This is a genomic window from Stenotrophomonas nitritireducens (assembly GCF_001700965.1).
Lineage (GTDB): Bacteria > Pseudomonadota > Gammaproteobacteria > Xanthomonadales > Xanthomonadaceae > Stenotrophomonas > Stenotrophomonas nitritireducens_A.
In genome coordinates, this window is the sequence record NZ_CP016756.1 from 4,109,331 (window position 1) to 4,130,789 (window position 21,459).

16 protein-coding genes are annotated in these 21,459 nt (G+C 64.0%); 12 read left to right on the top strand and 4 right to left on the bottom strand.

Annotated features, from left to right (window positions below; all coding sequences use genetic code 11):
- Window positions 1-57: 57 nt before the first annotated feature.
- Together BCV67_RS17575 and BCV67_RS17580 are read right to left on the bottom strand one after the other, a co-directional pair.
- A complete protein-coding gene (locus BCV67_RS17575; protein WP_062167933.1) occupies window positions 58-2,430 on the bottom strand; it encodes a 3-hydroxyacyl-CoA dehydrogenase/enoyl-CoA hydratase family protein in 2,373 nt (790 codons plus the stop codon).
- A 34-nt stretch (window positions 2,431-2,464) separates the two neighbouring features.
- Window positions 2,465-3,118, bottom strand: a complete 654-nt coding sequence (locus BCV67_RS17580) for a TetR/AcrR family transcriptional regulator (RefSeq protein WP_062167931.1) — start codon at window positions 3,116-3,118, stop codon at window positions 2,465-2,467.
- Between the two features lie 211 nt (window positions 3,119-3,329).
- Between BCV67_RS17580 and ndk the strand changes: the two genes are divergently transcribed.
- The 12 genes from ndk to guaA all read left to right on the top strand — a co-directional run bounded on the left by ndk (window position 3,330) and on the right by guaA (window position 17,494).
- Window positions 3,330-3,755: a nucleoside-diphosphate kinase gene (ndk, locus tag BCV67_RS17585; protein WP_057628193.1), complete on the top strand. Its 426-nt coding sequence runs from the start codon at window positions 3,330-3,332 to the stop codon at window positions 3,753-3,755.
- A gap of 15 nt (window positions 3,756-3,770) precedes the next feature.
- On the top strand, window positions 3,771-4,976 hold the full coding sequence (rlmN, locus tag BCV67_RS17590) for a 23S rRNA (adenine(2503)-C(2))-methyltransferase RlmN (RefSeq protein ID WP_062167929.1): 1,206 nt from the start codon (window positions 3,771-3,773) through the stop codon (window positions 4,974-4,976).
- A gap of 10 nt (window positions 4,977-4,986) precedes the next feature.
- On the top strand, window positions 4,987-5,754 hold the full coding sequence (gene pilW, locus BCV67_RS17595; RefSeq protein ID WP_428999529.1) for a type IV pilus biogenesis/stability protein PilW: 768 nt from the start codon (window positions 4,987-4,989) through the stop codon (window positions 5,752-5,754).
- A 6-nt stretch (window positions 5,755-5,760) separates the two neighbouring features.
- A complete protein-coding gene (locus BCV67_RS17600) occupies window positions 5,761-6,594 on the top strand; it encodes a helix-turn-helix domain-containing protein (RefSeq protein WP_062167925.1) in 834 nt (277 codons plus the stop codon).
- Window positions 6,595-6,649: 55 nt separating this feature from the next.
- The gene (locus BCV67_RS17605) at window positions 6,650-7,291 is read left to right on the top strand and encodes a YfgM family protein (RefSeq protein WP_062167923.1); all 642 of its coding nucleotides are present in this window, start codon (window positions 6,650-6,652) and stop codon (window positions 7,289-7,291) included.
- Entirely contained in the window at window positions 7,291-8,487 is a 1,197-nt protein-coding gene (gene bamB / locus BCV67_RS17610) for an outer membrane protein assembly factor BamB (RefSeq protein ID WP_062167921.1), read from the top strand. The genes BCV67_RS17605 and bamB overlap by 1 nt, the downstream gene beginning before the upstream one ends.
- Window positions 8,488-8,499: 12 nt before the next feature.
- Window positions 8,500-9,900, top strand: coding sequence for a ribosome biogenesis GTPase Der (der, locus tag BCV67_RS17615; RefSeq protein WP_062167919.1), 1,401 nt, complete (start codon window positions 8,500-8,502; stop codon window positions 9,898-9,900).
- Window positions 9,901-10,017: 117 nt separating this feature from the next.
- On the top strand, window positions 10,018-11,157 hold the full coding sequence (gene moeB / locus BCV67_RS17620) for a molybdopterin-synthase adenylyltransferase MoeB (RefSeq protein WP_062167917.1): 1,140 nt from the start codon (window positions 10,018-10,020) through the stop codon (window positions 11,155-11,157).
- Between the two features lie 81 nt (window positions 11,158-11,238).
- Window positions 11,239-13,098, top strand: coding sequence for a monovalent cation:proton antiporter-2 (CPA2) family protein (locus tag BCV67_RS17625; RefSeq protein ID WP_062167915.1), 1,860 nt, complete (start codon window positions 11,239-11,241; stop codon window positions 13,096-13,098).
- Between the two features lie 62 nt (window positions 13,099-13,160).
- Window positions 13,161-14,060 (top strand): bifunctional methylenetetrahydrofolate dehydrogenase/methenyltetrahydrofolate cyclohydrolase FolD, encoded by a 900-nt coding sequence (folD, locus tag BCV67_RS17630; RefSeq protein ID WP_062167913.1) that lies wholly within the window; start codon window positions 13,161-13,163, stop codon window positions 14,058-14,060.
- A gap of 298 nt (window positions 14,061-14,358) precedes the next feature.
- On the top strand, window positions 14,359-15,816 hold the full coding sequence (guaB, locus tag BCV67_RS17635) for an IMP dehydrogenase (protein ID WP_062167911.1): 1,458 nt from the start codon (window positions 14,359-14,361) through the stop codon (window positions 15,814-15,816).
- Window positions 15,817-15,928: 112 nt separating this feature from the next.
- Entirely contained in the window at window positions 15,929-17,494 is a 1,566-nt protein-coding gene (guaA, locus tag BCV67_RS17640) for a glutamine-hydrolyzing GMP synthase (protein WP_062167909.1), read from the top strand.
- A 254-nt stretch (window positions 17,495-17,748) separates the two neighbouring features.
- On the opposite strand, the gene BCV67_RS17645 is transcribed toward guaA, so the two are convergent.
- On the bottom strand, window positions 17,749-18,801 hold the full coding sequence (locus BCV67_RS17645) for a fimbrial protein (protein ID WP_062167907.1): 1,053 nt from the start codon (window positions 18,799-18,801) through the stop codon (window positions 17,749-17,751).
- Window positions 18,798-21,443, bottom strand: a complete 2,646-nt coding sequence (locus tag BCV67_RS17650; RefSeq protein WP_082746564.1) for a fimbria/pilus outer membrane usher protein — start codon at window positions 21,441-21,443, stop codon at window positions 18,798-18,800. Before BCV67_RS17650 ends, BCV67_RS17645 begins: the two co-directional genes overlap by 4 nt.
- Window positions 21,444-21,459 lie beyond the last annotated feature (16 nt).

The following is a 21,459-nucleotide window of genomic DNA, read 5'->3' on the forward strand; positions in this document are numbered from 1 at the left end:
GTGAGCGTGAGGGCGGGCGAGGGGGGCACTGGCAGCGCCACCCCGAGGCACGCTCACTCAGTTCCGCAGCGGCTTGCCGGTGGTCAGCATGTGCGCGATGCGGGCCTGGGTCTTTTCCTGCTGGGCCAGTTCAACAAAGTGCTTGCGCTCCAGGGTCAGCAGCCACTCTTCGTCGACCAGCGTGTTGCGATCGACCTTGCCGCCGCACAGTACGGTGGCGATGCGCTCGGCGATCTCGTAGTCGTAGGGGCTGATGAAGCGGCCTTCGAGCATGTTGACCAGCATCATCTTGAAGGTGGCGATGCCGACGTCACCGGCCACGCGGATGCGGCGTGCCGGCAGCGGCGGACGGTAGCCGCCTTCGGCCAATGCGGTGACTTCGGCCTTGGCGATGTGCAGCAGCTCGAAGCTGTTGAACACGACCTTGTCGGTACCGCGCATCAGGCCCAGTTCCTTGGCGTTGACCGCAGAGTTGGAGACCTTGGCCATGGCCACGGTTTCAAAGGTCTTCTTCAGCTCGGCGAACACATCGCCGTCCGCACCAGCGGCCTGCGAGGCACGCACGGCGATTTCCTTCAGGCCACCACCGGCCGGCAGCAGGCCGACGCCGGCTTCGACCAGACCGATATAGCTTTCCAGCGCTGCAACCGACTTGGCCGCATGCATCTGGAATTCACAGCCGCCGCCCAAAGCCAGGCCGCGAACCGCGGTGACAACCGGCACAGTGGCGTACTTGATGCGCTGGCTGGTGCGCTGGAAGTTGGCAACCATCGCTTCAAACTCGGCGAACTTGCCGGCCTTCAAGGCGCCAAGCGCGCCGGACAGGTCAGCACCGGCAGAGAAGGGCTCCTTGTTCTGCCAGATCACCACGCCCTTGAACTGCTTCTCCGACAGGCCGATGGCATGCTGGATGCCGTCCAATACTTGGTCGGAGACGGTGTTCATCTTGGTCTTGAAGCTGATGACGCCGATGCCGTCACCGTCGGTCCACAGGCGGATGCCGTCGTTCTCGAATACGGTCTCGCCCTGGGCGAACTTCTCGCCCAGCAGTGCATCCGGGAAGCGCTGGCGCTGGTAGACCGGCAGCGACGAACGCGGCACCAGTGCATTCTGCGTCGGGCTGTAGCTGCCTTCGGCGGCATGCACGCCGTCACGGCCGTCCAGCACCCAGGCCGGCAGCGGCGCATTGCTCATGCTCTTGCCAGCGGCGATGTCGTCGGCGATCCATTGCGCAACCTGCTTCCAGCCGGCAGCCTGCCAGGTCTCGAACGGGCCCAGCGACCAGCCGTAGCCCCAGCGGATAGCCAGGTCCACGTCGCGTGCGGTTTCGGCGATATCGGCCAGGTGGTAGGCGCTGTAATGGAACAGGTCGCGGAAGGTCGCCCACAGGAACTGCGCGTGCGGGTGCTGGCTTTCGCGCAGCTTGGCGAACTTCTCGGCCGGGTTTTTGATCTTCAGGATCTCGACCACTTCCGGCGCGGCAGCGCGGTCGGCTGGACGGTAGTCCTGCTTCTCGATGTCGAGAACCATGATGTCCTTGCCGACCTTGCGGAAGATGCCAGCGCCGGTCTTCTGGCCCAGTGCACCCTTGCTGATCAGCGCGCCCAGCCATGCCGGCGCGTTGAAGTACTTGTGCCACGGGTCGTCAGGCAGGGTGTCGCCCATGGTCTTGATGACGTGGGCCATGGTGTCCAGGCCAACCACGTCGGAGGTGCGGTAGGTCGCCGACTTTGGGCGCCCGACCAGCGGGCCGGTCAGGCCGTCCACTTCATCAAAGCCCAGGCCGAACTGCTGGGTGTGGTGGATGGTGGACAGGATCGAGAACACGCCGATGCGGTTGCCGATGAAGTTCGGGGTGTCCTTGGCGTAGACCACGCCCTTGCCCAGGTTGGTGGTCAGGAAGGTTTCCAGACCTTCCAGCACCGCCTTGTCTGTGGCCTTGGCCGGGATCAGCTCGGCCAGGTGCATGTAGCGCGGCGGGTTGAAGAAATGCACGCCGGTCAAGCGGTGGCGCAGCTCTTCCGGCAGCACGTCGGCCAGCTTGTTGATGCCCAGGCCCGAGGTGTTGGAAGCCAGCACCGCGTGTTCGTTCACGAACGGCGCGATCTTCTTGTACAGGTCCTGCTTCCAATCCATGCGTTCAGCGATGGCTTCGATGATCAGGTCGCAGTCGCGCAGCTGCTCCAGGCCGGAGTCGTAGTTGGCCGGGGTGATGGCTTCGGCCAGCGCCTTGCTGGCCAACGGTGCCGGGCTCAGCTTGCCCAGGTTGGCAATGGCCTTGAGCACGATGCCGTCGGCAGGACCTTCCTTGGCGGCCAGGTCGAACAACACCGTGTCGACGCCGGCATTGGTCAGGTGGGCGGCGATCTGCGCACCCATGACGCCTGCGCCAAGGACGGCGGCGCGGCGGACAAGCAGGGAATTGGACATATCGATAAACCTTTGGTCTGCGATGACGGTTGGATCAGGAAACGGCGGGGGAGGCCGGGCTGCGCACGCTGGCGCGGAAACCGGCTTCGGCGAAATGGATCAGTTCCTGCGCGGCCTTGCTGCGGTGCTCGGCCTCGCTGATGTTGGCTGGGCGTTTGATCAGCCCGAAATCGGCCATGGCGTAGGTCAGCGAACCGGCCAGGAAGTCCAGGCGCCAGTACAGCTCTTCCTTGCTCAGGCCCGGCACGCAGGCGCCGATGGCCTTGCCGAACTCGCGCAATACATGGCCGTAGTGATCGGACAGGAACTTGCGCAGGTTGTCGTTCTTCTCGGCATAGGCGCGGGCGATGACGCGGACGAACGCGCCGCCGCTCTGGCGGTCCTGGGCCAAGGCCAGGGCCGGCTCGACGAAGGCGGCCAGCACCGCGCGCAGCTCGCCCGGGTGGGCGCTGCGGGCCTGTTCCAGCTGGCCCAGGCGGGCGGCGGTCATCTCGTCCATGCGGCGGCGGAACACTTCATTGACCAGGTTGTCCTTGGACCCGAAGTGGTAGTTGACCGCAGCGATGTTTACATCGGCGTGACTGGTCACCTGGCGCAGCGAGGTGCCGGCAAAGCCGTACTGGGCGAACAGTTCCTCGGCCGCGCCGAGAATGCGGTCCTTGGTGGAGAAGCTGGCGGGTTTGCCCATGGCTGGCTCAATCAATCAAACGATTGTTTGGATCCTACGCCCGCCGGCTCGTTCAGGTCATGCTGCGTTGCAACATCATTTATCTGCCGCTGTGCAAAGGCCCGGGTCACCCGGTAGAATTAGCCACCGCAATTCAGGCTAAGCCCGCGTCCGCACGCGGGTTTTTTTTAATGTACCCTCGGGCCGACCGGCCCAATAACGGAGAATTCCCATGGCGCTGGAGCGCACTCTTTCCATCATCAAGCCCGACGCCGTTGCCAAGAACGTGATCGGCGAAATCTACGCCCGCTTCGAAAAGGCCGGCCTGAAGGTTGTGGCTGCCAAGTACAAGCAGCTGTCGCGCCGTGAAGCCGAAGGCTTCTATGCGGTGCACCGCGAGCGTCCGTTCTTCAACGCGCTGGTCGAGTTCATGATCTCCGGCCCGGTGATGATCCAGGCCCTGGAAGGCGAGAACGCCGTGCTGGCCCACCGCGACCTGCTGGGTGCCACCAACCCGAAGGATGCTGCTCCGGGTACCATCCGCGCCGATTTCGCTGATTCGATCGACGCCAATGCCGCCCACGGTTCGGATTCGGTCGAGAACGCAGCCAACGAAGTGGCTTACTTCTTTGCTGCCACCGAAGTGGTTTCGCGTTAATTAGAGGTTGAAGTCGTGAACGAGGTCGTACAGACACCCGCCATCCAGCCGCTGCCGAAAACGGCAGCGACCGCTGGCAAGCAGAACCTGCTCGACCTTGATCGCGCGGGCCTGGAGCATTTCTTCGTCGATATTCTTGGCGAAAAGAAGTTCCGTGCCCATCAGGTGATGAAGTGGATCCATCATCGCTACGTCACCGATTTCGATCAGATGACCGACCTCGGCAAGTCGCTGCGCGCCAAGCTGCAGCAGCATGCCGAGGTCGTCGTCCCGAATATCGTGTTCGACAAGCCCTCGACCGATGGCACCCATAAGTGGTTGCTGGCGATGGGCGTGGATGGCAAGAACGCCATCGAAACCGTCTATATCCCCGACAAGACCCGCGGCACGCTGTGCGTGTCTTCGCAAGTTGGTTGTGCATTGAACTGCACGTTCTGCTCAACCGCTACCCAGGGTTTCAACCGCAACCTCAGCACCGCCGAGATCATCGGCCAGGTGTGGATCGCTGCGCGTCACCTGGGCAATGTGCCGCACCAGATGCGCCGCCTCACCAACGTGGTGATGATGGGCATGGGCGAGCCGTTGATGAATTTCGACAACGTCATCCGCGCGATGAGCATCATGCGCGATGACCTGGGTTATGGACTGGCCAACAAGCGCGTGACCTTGTCCACCTCGGGCCTGGTGCCGCAGATCGATCGCCTGTCGGTCGAGAGCGATGTGTCGCTGGCGGTGTCGCTGCATGCGCCCAACGACGAGCTGCGCGAGACGCTGGTGCCGCTCAACAAGAAATACCCGATCGCCGAGCTGATGGCTTCCTGCGCGCGTTACCTGCGCGGCAACAAGAAGCGTGACTCGGTGACCTTTGAATACACCTTGATGAAGGGCATCAACGACCAGCCCGAGCATGCCCGACAGCTGGCCCGCTTGATGCGCCAGTTCGACAACGCGGTGCAGGCCAAGGATTCGGGCAAGGTCAACCTGATTCCGTTCAATCCGTTTCCGGGTACCCGCTATGAGCGCTCGGACGAAGAACAGATCCGTGCCTTCCAGAAGATCCTGCTCGATTCGCAGGTGCTGACCATGGTGCGCCGTACCCGTGGCGATGACATCGATGCTGCCTGTGGCCAGCTCAAGGGGCAGGTGATGGATCGCACGCGCCGCCAGGCCGAGTTCAACCGTCTGCTGCAGGAACAGGAAGGCGGGGATGCGGTCGCCTGATCGCTGGGTATTGTTGCTGGTTCTGGTCGCGCTCACCGCAGCGTGCGGGCGCGGTGACCTCAAGCTGGGCCGGCCGCAGATCGTGGCGCCGGACTACAGCGTCAAACAGGACAAGACCGCGCACAAGCGCATGCGCTACCAAGAGTTCCTGCGCCTGTCCGGCGATCGCTTTGGCCGTGGCCAGCTCGACGAGGCGCTGCAGTTCGCGCGCTCGGCACAGAAGCTGGAGCCCGCCTCGCCTGATGCCTACACCATGCAGGCGGTGATCGAAGGGCATAGGGGCCAAGCCGAGGCGGCCGGGGCGCTTTATCGCAAGGCCGCCGAACTGGCGCCGCAGCAGGGTGATGTACTCAATAATTATGGCGCCTGGCTGTGCAGCAACGGCCATCCGGCCGAGGCGCTGGTCTGGTTTGACCGCGCCCTGGCTGACCCGAATTACGGTGGCCGTGCCGATGCCCTGGCCAATGCCGGCGGCTGTGCACTGGAAGCCGGCCAGCGCGAGCGCGCCGAAGAGAATCTTCGCCAGGCCCTGGCCCTGGCGCCGGCCAACGCCTATGCGTTGGAGTCGATGACCCGCAATGAAGTGCTCAACGGTCGCTATTTTGAGGCCCGGGCCTTCTACCAGCGGCGTTTGGCGGCTGCGCCGGCCACGGTTTCCGTGTTACAACTTGCCATTCAGATTGAAGAGCGACTCGGCGACAGGATGGCGGCCGGTCGGTTCCAACAGCGGTTGCGCGAAGAGTTTCCTTCAGCGGCAACCTCGAATCCCCAAGGCTGATGCATTGTGATCAATGATCCGGGTGTAAATGCTTTAGAAGGTGTAATGGGTTGCGGCGAGCAGCTGCGCAAGGCGCGCGAGGCTGCCGGGTTGTCGTTGGACCAGGTTGCCGGGCAGTTGCGCATGCCGGTGCAGGTGGTCGGCGCGCTGGAGGCGGAGCAGTGGGATCGCCTGGGTGCGCCGGTTTTCGTGCGCGGCCAGCTGCGCAGTTATGCGCGCCTGCTGAAGGTCGACCTCGGCGGGCTGCTGGAGCAGGCGCGGCTCGCGCCGGTCGAGCCGCCGAAGCTGGTCAGCCACACCCACACCCCGCGGCTGCGGCGTGCGGCCGAGAACATCGGCCGGCGTGCGGTCTACGTGGTGATCACCGCCGTGCTGGCAGTGCCTGTCTGGTACGTTATCAGCGGCAATTCCAATAGTTCGCCGCCCAGTACCGCCTCGTTGGACGTGGTTCCGGCGCCGGACGCCGCTGGCCAGCCGGCCGCACCGGTTCAGGCGCCCGCTGCGGCACCAGCCCCCGACAATGGCCCCTATATCGCCTCGATGGCGCCGCTGGCGCGGCCCGCAGCGGCGGCACCGTCGGCGCTGACGCTGACCTTCAAGGGCGACAGCTGGGTGGATATTTCCGCCCCGGACGGCGCCACGGTTGAAAAGGCGATGGTGCGGGCCGGTGAACGGCGCAGCTTTGCTGCCGGCCAGGTGGGCCGCATGGTGCTGGGCAATGCGGCCGAGGTCGAGGTTCAGCAGGCGGCGGGTAACGTCGACCTGGCTCCGTACAAGCGCGGTAATGTGGCCCGCTTTACGGTATCCTCTGACGGCTCCGTGGCGCCGGTTTCACACTGAAACCAGGCGTCGAACAAAACAACAAGGCTCCCCTCCGGGGTGAGCGAGAGTACGCATGGCGATTGACGACCTGCTCGACGAGCACGAACAAAGCGAACGTGTCCGCACGTGGCTGCGCAAGAATGGCGCCGGGATTATCGGCGGGGTAGTTCTCGGTATTGGCGCTATTGCCGGTTGGCAGTGGTGGCAGAAAGAGCAGGTCGGCAAGTTGGCTGATGCCAACGTCCGTTATGAAGCGGTGGCGCGCAGCCTGCAGTCCAAGAACCTGGACGAGGCGGCCAAAGAGGTTGCGGCGCTCGGCGGCGGCAAGGCAGGCATCTATGCCGACTTGGCTTCGCTGGAACTGGCCAAGGCCCAGGTCGAGGCGGGCAAGAGCGAGGACGCGATCAAGACGCTGCGCGCGCTCAAGGTCGAGGGGGAGTTCAAGACCCTGATCGACCAGCGCATCGCGCGGCTGCTGATTGAAACCGGCAAGCCCCAGGACGCTGCGACCTTGCTGGGCGCGGCCGACGACAGTTCCGGTCTGGAAATCCGTGGTGATGCCTTGATCGCGCAGGGCAAGCGTGATGAAGCGCGTGAGCTGTATACCCAAGCGCTGGCCAAGCTGGACGTGGCTGCACCGCAGCGCCGCTTGCTGGAAACCAAATTGATGGACGCCGGCGGCACCGTGGCTGATCCTGCAGCGGAGAAGAATTGATGAAGTTCAAGCATGTTGCAGGCATTGCCTTGATGGCAGTGGCCTTGACCGGTTGTTCCACGGTGAAGGGTTGGTTTGCTGGTAAGGATGCTGCGGCCAAGAAGGCGCTGGAGCCGGCCGAGCTGACCAAGTTCGAGCCGACCGCGCGGGTCAACAAGATCTGGTCGGCCAACGTCGGCAAGGGCGAGGGCCGAATCGGCCTGCGTCAGGGTCCGGTGGTTGCCGATGGTCGCGTCTACGCGGCAGCGGTGCAGGGCGGCGTGCATGCGCTGGACCTGCAGACCGGCAAGGAAATCTGGGAATACAGCCCGGCCAAGGAAAAGAAGAAGCCCAAGCTGCGTCTTTCCGGTGGTCCGGGTGCCGGCGATGGGCTGGTGGTGATCGGCACGCTGGACGGGCAGGTGATCGCACTGGACGCCGCCAACGGCAGCGAAAAGTGGAAGTCCAAGGTGACCGGCGAAGTGATTGCCGCCCCCGCCGTGGCGCAGGGCCTGGTGTTCGTGCGCAGCAATGATGGCCGCACCACCGCGCTGGATGCCGCCACCGGCGAACAGCGCTGGTTCAATGCGCAGGAACTGCCTTCGCTGACTGTGCGTGGCAACGCGCCGGTGGTGACCGGCCCGGGCGTGCTGTTCATCGGCAACGACGACGGTACTGTCGCGGCGCTATCCATGCAGGATGGTCGCCCGCTGTGGGAACAGATGGTGGGTACGCCGGAAGGCCGTACCGAGCTGGAGCGCATGGCGGATATCGACGGCGCCCCGGTGCTGGAAGGCAACACGCTGTACGTGACCAGCTTCAAGAACCAGACCATGGCCATCGAAGGCCCGACCGGTCGCCCGATGTGGTCGCGTGACCATGGCGGTGGCGGCGGTGTTGCGGTGTCTTCCGGCAATGTCGTGGTTACCGACGGCAAGGGTTCTGTATACGGGCTGGACAAGAATTCCGGCTCGGCAATGTGGTCACAGCAGGCGCTGGCGCGCCGCTCGCTGACCGGTGCCGCCATCCAGGGTGACTATGCCGTGGTGGGGGATTACAAGGGATATCTGCATTGGCTGCGGTTGAGCGATGGTGAATTGGCTGCGCGTGAGAAGAGCGGTGGTGATGCTCTGCTGGCGCAGCCGGTCGTTGCCGACGGCATCCTGCTGGTGCAGAACGTTGATGGAAAGCTGACCGCATTCCGGTTGGCCCAATAAGGAGTTATAGCGATGCTGCCTTTGGTCGCCCTGGTTGGACGGCCGAACGTCGGTAAGTCCACTATTTTCAATCTGTTGACCCGTACGCGTGATGCGCTGGTCCATGACCAGCCGGGTGTTACCCGCGATCGCAATTACGGTGTCTGCCGTCTTGATGAGGACAATCCCTTCCTGATCGTCGATACCGGTGGTATCGCCGGTGAAGAGGAAGGGCTGGCTGGCGCCACTGCGCGCCAAGCCCGAGCCGCCGCCGGTGAGGCGGATCTGATCGTATTTGTTGTTGACGCGCGTGATGGCACGTCGGCCCTGGATGACGAGATCCTGTCTTGGCTGCGCAAACTTGCGCGGCCTACGTTGCTGTTGATCAACAAGATCGACGGCACGGACGAACATGGCGTTCGTTCGGAGTTTTCCCGTTATGGCTTCAGCGAGATGCTGACTGTCTCTGCCGCACACCGGCAGGGCATCGACGATCTGGTTGAGGAAATTGTCGAGCGCATGCCCGAAGAAGGCACGGCCGAGACCCTGGACAACGATCCGGATCGCATCCGCATTGCCTTCGTTGGCCGCCCCAATGTGGGCAAGTCGACGCTGGTGAACCGCATCCTCGGCGAGGAGCGGATGATTGCGTCCGAGGTGCCCGGCACCACCCGCGATTCGATTGCGGTGGACCTGGAGCGCGAGGGCCAGCTGTACCGCTTGATCGACACCGCCGGTCTGCGTCGCAAGGCGCGGGTCGAGGAAGTGGTCGAAAAGTTCAGCGTGGTCAAGACGCTGCGCTCGATCGAGCAGTGTCAGGTGGCGGTGCTGATGCTGGATGCCCACGAGGGCGTGACCGATCAGGATGCCAGCGTGCTGGGCGCGGTGCTGGATGCCGGTCGTGCGCTGGTCATTGCGATCAACAAGTGGGACGGCCTGAGCGAGTATGACAAGCAGCAGGCTGAAACCCTGTTGTCGCTGAAGCTCGGCTTCGTGCCGTGGGCCGAGAACGTGCGGATTTCCGCGCTGCACGGTTCTGGCCTGCGCGAGTTGTTCAAGGCGATTCACCGGGCGCATGCCTCGGCGACGCACGAGTTCAGCACGGCCGAGGTCAACAAGGCGCTGGAAGTGGCGTACGAAGCCAATCCGCCGCCGAGCATCCGTGGCCATGTTTCCAAGCTGCGTTACGTGCACCCGGGTGGCAGCAATCCGCCGACCTTCATCGTGCATGGTACGCGGCTGAAGGAACTGCCGGATTCGTACAAGCGCTACCTGGAGAACTTCTTCCGCAAGCGCTTCAAGCTGGTGGGTACGCCGGTGACCTTCCTGTTCCGTGAGGGTGCCAACCCGTACGAGGGCAAGAAGAATGTACTGACCGACCGCCAGGTCAAGGCCAAGCGGCGCTTGATGAAGCACGTCAAGGGCAGGAAGTGATTCCAGCACTGCAAGCGATATAGACAGAAGCGGCCGCAGGGCCGCTTTTGTTTTGCGTCCATCACATGCACTGCAGGCCTTTCCACTGGCCGCGCCGGTTTGACCGATAATCCCCGCATGAGCATCCCCGAACTGACACCTGAACAGGCCCGGGCACGTCATGCCTGTGGCGCCTTGCTGATCGACGTGCGTGAAGCGCACGAGCGGGCGGGCGGCATGGCCGAAGGCGCCATCGGCATTGCAAAGGCGGAATTGCTTGCCGGCCCCGCGCAGCACCTGCCGGCCGCCGGGCGCGAGATCCTGCTGATCTGCCAGAGCGGCAAGCGCTCAGCCGACGCTGCACAGGCCTTGCAGGCAGCGGGCTACAGCAATGTGTTTTCGGTAAGCGGCGGCACCGTTGCCTGGCGTGCGAACGGTTTGCCGCTGGTGCAGCCGGTGCTGGGGGACGCGGAGCGCGACTTCTACGACCGCTATTCCCGCCATCTGCTGTTGCCGCAGGTGGGCGAGGCCGGGCAGCGACGGCTGCAGCAGGCACGCGTGCTGGTGGTTGGTGCAGGTGGCCTCGGTGCCCCGGCGGCGTTCTATCTGGCCGCCGCCGGCGTAGGCACGCTGCGTGTCGTCGATGACGACGTGGTCGAACGCAGCAACCTGCAGCGTCAGATCATCCACGCCGAAGCCGCCGTAGGCACGGCGAAGGTGGATTCGGCACGGCAACGGTTGCTGGCGTTGAACCCGCACATCAATGTCGAAGCCATTGCCGCGCGCGTTACCTCGATCAATGTGGATGCGCTGTTGCAGGACGTGGACGTGGTGCTGGATGGCTCGGATAATTTTCCGCTGCGCTACCTGCTCAACGATGGCTGCATCAAGCACGCCAAGCCGCTGGTCTATGCGGCGATCGAGCGCTTTGATGGGCAGGTGAGCGTGTTCGATGCCGGCCGCCGACGCGGTGTCGCGCCGTGTTACCGCTGTCTGTTCCCGGAGCCGCCGCCGCCCGAGTTCGCGCCCAATTGTTCCGAGGCCGGCGTGCTTGGTGTGCTGCCGGGGCTGGCCGGGGTCATCCAGGCCACCGAAGTACTCAAACTGCTGCTGGATATCGGCGAGCCCCTGACCGGCCGCCTGCTGCGTTTTGATGCCTTGCAGATGCGCTTCCGCGAAACCCGTGTCCCTGCCGATCCGGCCTGCCCACTATGCGCGCCGGGTGTGCCATTCCCGGGTTATATCGACTACGCCGCGTTCTGCTCGCACCGCCCCTGAGCTGATGCAGGCGCAGGTGATGGGCAGATCTGCAGCGTTTTTGCTCTATCGTGCGCTTGGACGATTACAAGGTGGTGTGACATGGCGGCAGAGTCTTCGGCGGAACTGGTAAGCGTGGTGGCATTGTTGGGAGCGGCCGTGGTGGTCGTCCCCATCTTCCGGCGGCTCGGGCTGGGCTCGGTGCTGGGCTACTTCGTTGCGGGGCTGGCCATCGGACCGTTCGGCCTTGGCTGGTTCTCCGATCCGCAGGCGATCCTGCACGTGGCCGAACTGGGCGTGGTGATGTTCCTGTTCGTGATCGGCCTGGAGATGCGGCCGTCGCATCTGTGGAGCCTGCGCGGCGAGATATTCGGTCTGGGCACCGCGCAGATAGCCACCTGCACGATCGTGCTCACCAGTGTGGCGATGCTGTTCGGCTACCGCCCGCAGATTGCCTTCATCGCCGCCGCCGGTTTCGTGCTGACCTCCACCGCAGTGGTGATGCAGTTGCTGGGGGAGCGCGGCGACCTAACCTTGCCTTCCGGGCAGAAAATCGTCTCCATCCTGTTGTTCGAGGATTTGCTGATCGTGCCGCTGCTGGCAGTGGTGGCCTGGATGGCGCCGGTGCAGACCGGTGCGCAGGAGGGTTCGCGCTGGTTGAGCATCGCCATTGGCGCAGGCGCCATCGTCGGCCTGGTACTGGTGGGCCGCTACCTGCTCAATCCGCTGTTCCGCATTCTGGCCGCGGCCAAGGCGCGCGAGGTGATGACCGCCGCCGCATTGCTGGTGGTGCTGGGTGCTGCGCTGTTGATGCAGCTGGGCGGCCTGTCGATGGCGATGGGCGCGTTCCTGGCGGGCGTGCTGTTGTCCGAGTCGACCTTCCGTCACCAGATCGAGGCGGACATCGAACCGTTCCGCGGCATTCTGCTGGGGCTGTTCTTCCTCAGCGTGGGCATGGCATTGGATCTGTCGGTGGTGGCCACCAACTGGAAGCTGATCGCGCTGCTGGTGCCGGCGATGATGCTGGCCAAGGCGCTGTGCATCTACGGCGTGGCGCGGGTGACGGGCAGCGATCACCGGCAGGCGCTGGATCGCGGTGTGCTGATGGCGCAGGGCGGTGAATTCGCCTTCGTCCTGTTCGCGGCGGCGGCCAGTACCGGCGTGATCGATGCTAGGGTCAACGCCAACCTGACCGCCGTGGTGGTGCTGTCGATGGCGCTGACGCCGCTGTGCATGCTGGTCTACCGGTTGGTGGTGAAGGAAGGGCAGGTGTCCACCGAGGGCGTGGATGCGGCCGATGGGCTCAGCGGCAGCGTGCTGGTGATCGGTTTTGGCCGCTTCGGCCAGGTGTCCAGCCAGTCGCTGCTTGCGCGCGACGTGGACGTGACCATCATCGACAACGATATCGAGATGATCCGCAGCGCGGGCCGTTTCGGCTTCAAGATCTATTACGGCGATGGCACCCGCCTGGACGTCCTGCGTGCGTCCGGTGCCGAAACCGCGCGTGCCATCGCGGTCTGCGTGGATGACCGGGTTGCCGCCGACCGCATCGTCGAGCTGGTCCGTCATGAGTTTCCGTTGGCCAAGCTGCTGGTGCGCTCGTTCGACCGCGAGCATTCGCTTTCGTTGATACATGCAGGTGTTGATTTCCAGATCCGCGAGACCTTCGAGTCGGCGGTGGAGTTTGGTCGCGTGGCGTTGATGCAACTGGGTGTGGACGAGGACGAGGCCGATGTGGTCGCGCGCGAAATCCGCCGCCGCGATGCCGAGCGCTTCGAGCTGGAAATGGCCGGTGGCGGGCTGCAGGCCGATACCGGCCTGATGTACCGCAACACCCCCGGGGCGCCGACACCGACGCCGTTTACCCCGCCGCGGCGCGAGTCGCGTCCGCTCAATCCCGACGCCATTGCCGGGGCAGAGGAGCCGGCCGCTGCCGATTCAGCCGGGGCGCAGGGGTCATGACAAGGTGTGGCGCTGGCCGTAATCAGGGACAATAGCCGCCCCCGTGTTCACCGCCATGCCCAATGACTGTCCTCGCCGACGCCTCCACGCAGACCTCCCGCATCCTTGATGGCCGCCGTATTGCCGAGGAGCTGCTCGACGATTTGAAGGTGCGCGTCGACGCCCGCTTGGCGGCCGGGGGCACCCGCCCGGGGCTGGCCGTGGTGCTGGTGGGCGGCGACCCCGCTTCGTCGGTGTACGTGCGCAACAAGCGTCGCGCCGCCGAGAAGGTTGGCATCGAAGCCTTTGATTACGACCTGCCCGAAGGCACCAGCGAGGCCCAGCTGCTGGACCTGATCGACCAGCTCAATGCCGACCCGAAGATTCACGGCATCCTGATCCAGCTGCCGTTGCCGGGCATTCCCGACGCCAACCGGCTGATCCAGCGCATCGACCCGCGCAAGGACGTGGATGGCTTCCATCCGCAGAACGTCGGCCACCTGGTGCTGCGGGAGTTCGGCCTGCGCCCGTGTACGCCGCGCGGCATCACCACGCTGCTCGGCCATACCGATCAGCCGGTGCGCGGCCGCAACGCCACCATTGTGGGGGTCAGCAATCATGTCGGCCGGCCGATGGGCCTGGAACTGCTGATCGCCGGTTGCACGGTGACCAGCTGCCATAAATTCACGCCCAAGCACGTGCTGGAGCAGGCGGTACGCAATGCCGACATCCTGGTGGTGGCGGTGGGTATCCCGCAGCTGATCCCGGGTGAATGGGTGAAGCCGGGTGCGGTGGTCATCGATGTCGGCATCAACCGGCTGGAGGATGGTCGGCTGGTCGGCGATGTCGGCTTCGAGGCCGCGGCCCAGCGCGCCAGCTGGATCACCCCGGTGCCGGGCGGGGTCGGCCCGATGACCGTGGCCACGCTGATGCAGAACACGATCGAAGCGGCCGAGGCCAGCGTTGAGGGTTTGACGTTCTGAGGCGTGTAGTGCCGAGCTACGCTCGGCAGGGGGCTTTCCCGGCACAGCATCAATGTAGTGCCGAGCCATGCTCGGCAAAGGCTTTCCCGGGAATGCTTCACCTGTAGAGCCGAGCCATGCTCGGCTGGAGCCTTACAGGGAAAGCCCCTGCCGAGCATGGCTCGGCACTACAGGGCCATTGCCGCTCGATTTCTGAATATCCCCTCGCCAGCGCGACACTGCGTCGCATCCGCCCCCTGCCATCGGCGGCCAAATCAGGGTAAAATGTCGCGCTTCCCCACATCTACCGGGCACGCCGATGCTGCGCATCCAGGCTGAAGCACTAACGTACGATGACGTTTCTCTCGTCCCCGCTCACTCCATCGTTCTGCCTAAGGACGTTGACCTCGGCACGCGGCTGACGCGCGACCTGCGGTTGAAGTTGCCGATCATCTCGGCTGCCATGGATACCGTTACCGAAGCACGCCTTGCCATTGCCATGGCCCAGATCGGCGGCATCGGCATCCTGCACAAGAACCTGAGCGTCGAGCAGCAGGCGGCCGAAGTAGCCAAGGTCAAGAAGTTCGAGTCCGGCGTGATCCGCGACCCGATCACCGTTGGTCCGGAAACCACGATCCGCGACGTGCTGGCACTGACCCAGGCGCACAACATCTCCGGCGTGCCGGTGGTAGGCAGCGATGGCCAGCTGGCCGGCATCGTCACCCATCGTGACATGCGCTTTGAAACCGAGCTGGACGATCCGGTTCGCCACATCATGACCAAGAAGGATCGCCTGATCACGGTCAAGGAAGGCGCGGCCTCCGACGAAGTGCTGCAGTTGCTGCACCGCAACCGTATCGAGAAGGTGCTGGTGGTCAATGACGCGTTCGAACTGCGCGGCCTGATCACGGTCAAGGACATCCAGAAGAAGACCGACAACCCCAACGCCGCCAAGGACGCCGCAACGCGTCTGCTGGTGGGTGCTGCGGTTGGCGTGGGTGGCGACACCGATCGTCGCGTCGAGGCGCTGGTCGCTGCCGGCGTTGACGTGCTGGTGGTGGACACCGCGCACGGCCATTCGCAGGGCGTGCTGGACCGCGTGCGCTGGGTGAAGAAGAACTTCCCGAACGTGCAGGTTGTCGGCGGCAATATCTGCACCGGCGATGCCGCACTGGCGCTGTTCGATTGCGGCGCCGATGCAGTCAAGGTCGGTATCGGCCCGGGCTCGATCTGCACCACCCGCGTGGTCGCCGGTGTCGGCGTACCGCAGATCACCGCGATCGACCTGGTGGCCGAAGCGCTGCAGGATCGCATCCCGCTGATTGCCGACGGTGGCATCCGCTATTCCGGTGACATCGGCAAGGCGCTTGCCGCCGGTGCATCGACGGTGATGATCGGCGGCCTGCTGGCCGGTACCGAGGAATCGCCGGGCGAAACCGAACTGTTCCAGGGCCGCTCCTACAAGAGCTACCGTGGCATGGGTTCGCTGGCGGCAATGGAGAAGGGGTCCAAGGACCGCTACTTCCAGGACGCGGCTACCGCCGACAAGCTGGTACCCGAAGGCATTGAAGGCCGCGTGCCGTATCGCGGCCCGGTTGGCGGCATCATCCACCAGCTCATCGGTGGCCTGCGCGCGACCATGGGTTATGTTGGTTGCGCCACCATCGAAGAAATGCGCACCAAGCCGAACTTCGTAAAGATCAGCGGCGCCGGCCAACGTGAGAGCCACGTCCACGACGTGCAGATCACCAAAGAGCCGCCGAACTACCGCGCTTGAAGCAGGAACGAGTGAAGAGGAACGAGGAACCAGTGTCCCGTTCCTCTTTCTCTATATGTTCCCGCGCGTGCACTCACTAGTTCCTAGTTCCCAACTTCTAGTTCCTGGCCCCATGACCAACATCCATAACGACAAGATCCTCATCCTCGATTTCGGCGCACAGTACACGCAGCTGATCGCGCGTCGCATCCGCGAGTTCGGCGTGTATTGCGAAATCTGGGCCTGGGACCATGATCCGGCCGAGATCGCCGCCTTTGGTGCCAAGGGCATCATCCTGTCCGGCGGCCCGGAAACCACCACGCTGCCAGGCGCACCGGCTGCACCGCAGGAGGTGTTCGACAGCGGCCTGCCGCTGCTGGGCATCTGCTACGGCCTGCAGACCATGGCCAAGCAGCTGGGCGGCGGCACCGAAGCCGCTGACCAGCGCGAGTTCGGCCATGCCGAAGTGAAGCTGCAGGGCAACGACGCGCTGTTGGGTGGTCTGTCCGACCACAACGGCGAGCCGCGCCTGGATGTGTGGATGAGCCATGGCGATCACGTCACCCACGTGCCGCCGGGTTTCGCTATTACCGCCGTGACCGATCGCATCCCGGTGGCCGCAATGGCCAACGAGGAAAAGCGTTGGTACGGCGTGCAGTTCCACCCGGAAGTGACCCACACCAAGCAGGGCTCGGCGCTGCTCAAGCGCTTTGTCACCGATATCTGCGGCTGCGCCACCTTGTGGACCGCTGCCAACATCATCGACGACCAGATCGCCCGCGTGCGCGAGCAGGTTGGCAGCGATGAGGTCATCCTCGGCCTGTCCGGTGGCGTTGATTCCTCGGTGGTTGCCGCGCTGCTGCACAAGGCCATCGGCACGCAGCTGACCTGCGTGTTCGTCGACACCGGCCTGCTGCGCTTCCAGGAAGGCGACCAGGTCATGCAGATGATGGCCGACAACATGGGCGTCAAGGTCGTGCGCGTGAATGCCGCCGACCGTTACTTCAAGGCACTGGAAGGCGTCAGCGATCCGGAAGCCAAGCGCAAGATCATCGGCAACCTGTTCGTCGAGATCTTCGATGAAGAATCGAACAAGCTAAGCAATGCCAAGTGGCTGGCACAGGGCACGATCTATCCGGACGTGATCGAGTCGGCCGGCAGCAAGACCGGCAAGGCGCACGTCATCAAGAGCCACCACAACGTGGGGGGCCTGCCGGCGGACATGAAGCTCAAGCTGGTTGAGCCGCTGCGCGAACTGTTCAAGGACGAAGTGCGTCGCCTCGGCGTCGAGCTTGGTCTGCCGCGTGCGATGGTCTATCGCCATCCGTTCCCGGGCCCGGGCCTGGGCGTGCGCATCCTCGGCGAAGTGAAGCGTGAGTATGCCGAGCTGCTGGGCAAGGCCGATGCGATCTTCATCGAAGAACTGCGTGCCGCTGACCTGTACGACAAGACCAGCCAGGCGTTCGCCGTGTTCCTGCCGGTCAAGTCGGTGGGCGTGGTGGGCGATGCGCGTGCCTATGAGTGGGTGATCGCACTGCGTGCAGTGGAGACCATCGACTTCATGACCGCGCATTGGGCGCACCTGCCGTACGATTTCCTCGGCCGCGTTTCCAACCGCATCATCAATGAGCTGCGCGGTGTTTCGCGTGTGGTCTACGACATCTCCGGCAAGCCGCCGGCGACGATCGAGTGGGAGTGAGTTCGCCGCAGGGCTACGATTCCCTGGCGCGCTGAAAACAAAAAGCCCACGTCCTGCGTGGGCTTTTTGCTTGTGCGGTGGCGCTGGGTGGACATGCAGGCCGCTCGCAATCACAGCGGCGATCAACAGGCATCACTTTAGTGCCGGGCCATGCTCGGCACAGGCTTTGCCGGTAGAACCCTGCCGAGCGTGGCTCGCCACTACCGGTAATTGTCTGTTGAACCCTCGTCCCTGCGCGGAGCGTTGGCCGCTCCTCAACGGAAAGTGACATTCACCGTAGCTGTAGCCGAGAACGGCCCCAGTGCAGGCTCCTCATCCATCCAGAACAGCGACGCCCTGAACTCCTTGCGGGTCATGCCGTGGTTCACCGTGCCCAAGGGGATGGTCTTCTTCATCGGAATGTAGCGCTCGCTGCTGGCAGGGTCGGACAACACGATGCCAAAGTTGCCGTTGCGGCGCGGCAGGATGACGGTGCCCTCATACAGCTTGTTTGCGGTGTCGAAGGTGGCCATCAGCATCTGCTGGCTGCATTGTCCGCCAGCGGTCGGGTGGGTCATGTCCACTTCGAGCCAGAACGACATCTTGTTGGTCTCGCCCATATGGATGGTGGACGTGGAGATCCTGCCGAAATCGACGGTGCTGCCGGCATTGGCCACGATCCGGATTTCCGGGTTGCAGGCGATGAAACGGATATGACCCAGTCCGCCGATGCCCGCGCGGTAATTGGAGCCCGGGCTGGTGTTCAAGCCGCCATCGCCATCGACCTGGAACAGATCGAAGCTGCGGCTGTTGTTGATCAGGCCATTGACCGGCGGGGGAAGCCCGGTTGCCTTGATGTAGATCGAGAAGGTGACACCCAGTACGTTGGACGTTGCGCAGCGTTTTGCTTTGGAATGGTTCCAATGCTTTTTGCAGTTGGGCCGGTTTGCCGGCGGCACGGTGCCTGCGCCGACCAGCAGCCGCGCCGTTCCGCCATTGATGCGATGGTCGGTATTGCCAATGGTTACCCCGACCTCGATGGAAGGATGGAGCTGCGCGATGCTGTTGTCGGGGTCCCAATAGAAAAACGCATACTCGCCATCGGGCGCGGACTGCGCGTCCAGGCAACGGAAGCTGATGCTGAACTCCTCCGAACGCCACAACAGCCTGCCGCGCACGGCGTCACCGCGGGAGATGGTGATGTCGTTGAGCAGATTGATCTGTTGATGGACGGTTTCGGAAAACGTTTCCTTGCAGGACATTGCCGCTGCTGCCTGCGGCAGAAGCAGCACGAGCAGCAGGCACAGGTTTCGAATCAGGTACGTCATGGTCGATCTCGGGGTTGCGCACCGGATTGGGTGCATTGCAGGTCCACATGGCGGTAGCCCTGGCTTTTGATGGTGCTGGCGGACAGCTGCAGCGAGGCCAGGTGCAGTTCACAGGCCTGGTAGGTTTCCTGTCCCCAGCGCACGGACAGGCTGTCGTCGGGGCGCACGCCGCTGACGAACAGGGTTCCATCGGGGCCGGCCACGCCACGCTTGTGGCCATCGTGGTCGAACACTTCCGCACCCATCGGTACTCGCTTGCCGTTGCCGAGCAGGGAGTGGACCATCAGGTTGCTGCCACGGCGTGTATCGAAATCCATGCGTACCAGAGCGCCACGGGTGGGAACCACCGTGCCGTTGATCCGGCTGGCATCGATGTCGGCACCCAGGTCATCGCTGCGCAAGGCCACGCGGTTGTTGCGGTAGGCGGCCACGCCGGAAATGACGCCATAACCGCGCCGGTCCAGGCGGACGCCCGACTGGTTTTCCAGGCCGATGCCGGCGCCGTCGGTGGCATGCACCAGCACGTTGCTTGAATGCAACGACTGCGCCAGGGTGAGGCCGTTGCCGTGCACCACCCAGGCCCCGCTGGCTCCCCAGTTCACCTGCTGGTAGTCACGCGCCCGGGTTGCACCGAAGCTCAGGCTTCCTTTGCTGCCGGTGTAGTTGGCATTGACCGCAGCGGAGCTGCCGCGATCGGAATGGCCCAGGTTCAGCCCATAGCCCAGTTTCTCGCTGCGCATGGCCGTGCCGTTGATGCCCGCCTGGTAGTTGGCACCGGAGTTGCGGGAGTGGCTGTAAGCGCTGACGGCATTGGCACGTGCCGCGGCCCTGCGGCCCAGTGGAACGGTAAGCGACACCCCCAGGTTGCGGTCCGAGCGACCACGGCGGCTGCGCGTGTCACGGAAAAAGAGGCTGTAGTTGACCGCACCAATACGACCATTGAAACCCAAGTGAAGGTTGCGCTCGCGTGCCTGTGCTGCCCAGTAATTCTGGCTGCTGTAGCTGAAGTTGAGCGAGTAGTCGTCGAGAATGCGCTGGTCAACCGCGACTTCCAGGTGGCTGCGCTTGTTTTGGTAGCGCGCGCTTGTTATCGCCTGCCGCGCCGGAGGGCGCCAGGCCGGATCGGCGGATGCGGCGCTGTCGCTGGTTTCGAAGTCCTCCTCCCAGCGTTCGTAGTGGTCGTTGCGCCACTGTTCGTGCTCATTGGCCGCGTCGCTGAAGCCGTAGTAGCCCGAGGTGGAATAGCGATGGCCGACCAAGCGGAACTCGGTGCCACGCGCGTTCAGGGACTTGGAGTAGAGGAAGCGGTAGCTCTGGCCGGTGCGACTGCCGCCGCTGGCCAGTTGGGTGCGCGCGTGGCTGATGTCGATGGAAGCCGAACCGAAACGGCCCAGGTCATGCGCCACGCCCATGGCGATGGACTGGTAGTTCTGCGCCACCAGCAGGCCGCCATAGGGGGTGGCGCTGGAGGGCAGGCCGTGGGCGAGGGTGGCCTGCACAAACCCGGGCCGGTAGCGTTCTTCGCCATTGCGCAGGATGCCTGCGCTGAGCTCGTAGTGGGTCAGACCTGGCCGGAGCATGGTTTCAACGGCGGAGAACGCCTGGCGATGGCGTTGCACGGCACCGTCTGCACCAATCACCGACACTTCCAATTCGCCACTCATGCGATTGGGAACGACGTCCTTGATCTCGAAAGGCCCCGGCGCGACGTTGATGGAGTGGACCAGGTGCCCGTCCTGCCGTACCTCGACGCGGCCGCCGGTGGGGGCCATGCCGCGTACCACCGGTGCATAGCTGCGTTGACTGAAGGCGAGCATGTCATCGTCGTTGGCCAGCTTCGCACCGCGGAAACGGACGCTGTCGAACACGCCGTAAGCGGTATAGCTGTCGCCCAGCACCAGTCTGCTGCGTTGCGAGCCCAGGTCGGTCTCGACGCGGAAACTGCGTGATCGCCAATGCGTGCGGTTGCCGGTGGCGGGGTCATTCGACGTGCGGTTGAGATTGGCGGTATGACGCAGCCGCCACATGCCCAGATTCAGTCCGCTATTGATCGAGGCATACAGATAATTGCTGTTGTCGGCGTGTTCCTGCCGGTCATGCGAGCCGTTCAAGGTGTATTCGACCAACAGCGCATTGATGCCTTGGTCACGCAACGCATGACGGATATAGCCGCGCGGCAGTGTATGCAGATGAACCTGCGGCACCTGCAGGTCGAGTCGCTGCTGATTGCCGTTATAGCTGACCTGGCTGCCTGCCAGCAGGGCCGGCAACGATTCACAGCGAGCCTGTACCTGCGGGTCGCGCTGGCCGTTGGGTAGGCGGATGCTCCAGGCCCGCAGGCGTGTACGGGTCAGGCAGGGCTGCACCTCGCCGCTGGCCAGGCGCTCGAAGCGGATATCCTCGCGGGCGATTTCATCGCCGTTGAGGTAGACGGAAAACGGATACGTGCCGGGCAACACCGAGCCTGGACTCGACAGCATGGCCACGTCGTCTTCGTTCTGCGCACCGCGCAGGAAGTCGAGGTTGAACTGGGGCGCCGCAACTGCAGTGCCGATACCCAGGGTATTGAGCGCGACGGCGAGCGGTGCCAAACGAGGGACAAACGTGTCCCTCCGCAGGGTGGCGCGGATTGTGCGAAGCATGGCTGGACTCTTTGAC

Excerpts from the sequence above, each read along its gene's own strand:
- BCV67_RS17575 (WP_062167933.1), bottom strand. The coding sequence starts at position 2,430 with ATGTCCAATTCCCTGCTTGTCCGCCGCGCCGCCGTCCTTGGCGCAGGC.
- BCV67_RS17580 (WP_062167931.1), bottom strand. The coding sequence starts at position 3,118 with ATGGGCAAACCCGCCAGCTTCTCCACCAAGGACCGCATTCTCGGCGCG.
- ndk (WP_057628193.1), top strand. The coding sequence starts at position 3,330 with ATGGCGCTGGAGCGCACTCTTTCCATCATCAAGCCCGACGCCGTTGCC.
- BCV67_RS17605 (WP_062167923.1), top strand. The coding sequence starts at position 6,650 with ATGGCGATTGACGACCTGCTCGACGAGCACGAACAAAGCGAACGTGTC.
- bamB (WP_062167921.1), top strand. The coding sequence starts at position 7,291 with ATGAAGTTCAAGCATGTTGCAGGCATTGCCTTGATGGCAGTGGCCTTG.
- der (WP_062167919.1), top strand. The coding sequence starts at position 8,500 with ATGCTGCCTTTGGTCGCCCTGGTTGGACGGCCGAACGTCGGTAAGTCC.
- moeB (WP_062167917.1), top strand. The coding sequence starts at position 10,018 with ATGAGCATCCCCGAACTGACACCTGAACAGGCCCGGGCACGTCATGCC.
- BCV67_RS17625 (WP_062167915.1), top strand. The coding sequence starts at position 11,239 with ATGGCGGCAGAGTCTTCGGCGGAACTGGTAAGCGTGGTGGCATTGTTG.
- folD (WP_062167913.1), top strand. The coding sequence starts at position 13,161 with ATGACTGTCCTCGCCGACGCCTCCACGCAGACCTCCCGCATCCTTGAT.
- guaB (WP_062167911.1), top strand. The coding sequence starts at position 14,359 with ATGCTGCGCATCCAGGCTGAAGCACTAACGTACGATGACGTTTCTCTC.
- guaA (WP_062167909.1), top strand. The coding sequence starts at position 15,929 with ATGACCAACATCCATAACGACAAGATCCTCATCCTCGATTTCGGCGCA.
- BCV67_RS17645 (WP_062167907.1), bottom strand. The coding sequence starts at position 18,801 with ATGACGTACCTGATTCGAAACCTGTGCCTGCTGCTCGTGCTGCTTCTG.
- BCV67_RS17650 (WP_082746564.1), bottom strand. The coding sequence starts at position 21,443 with ATGCTTCGCACAATCCGCGCCACCCTGCGGAGGGACACGTTTGTCCCT.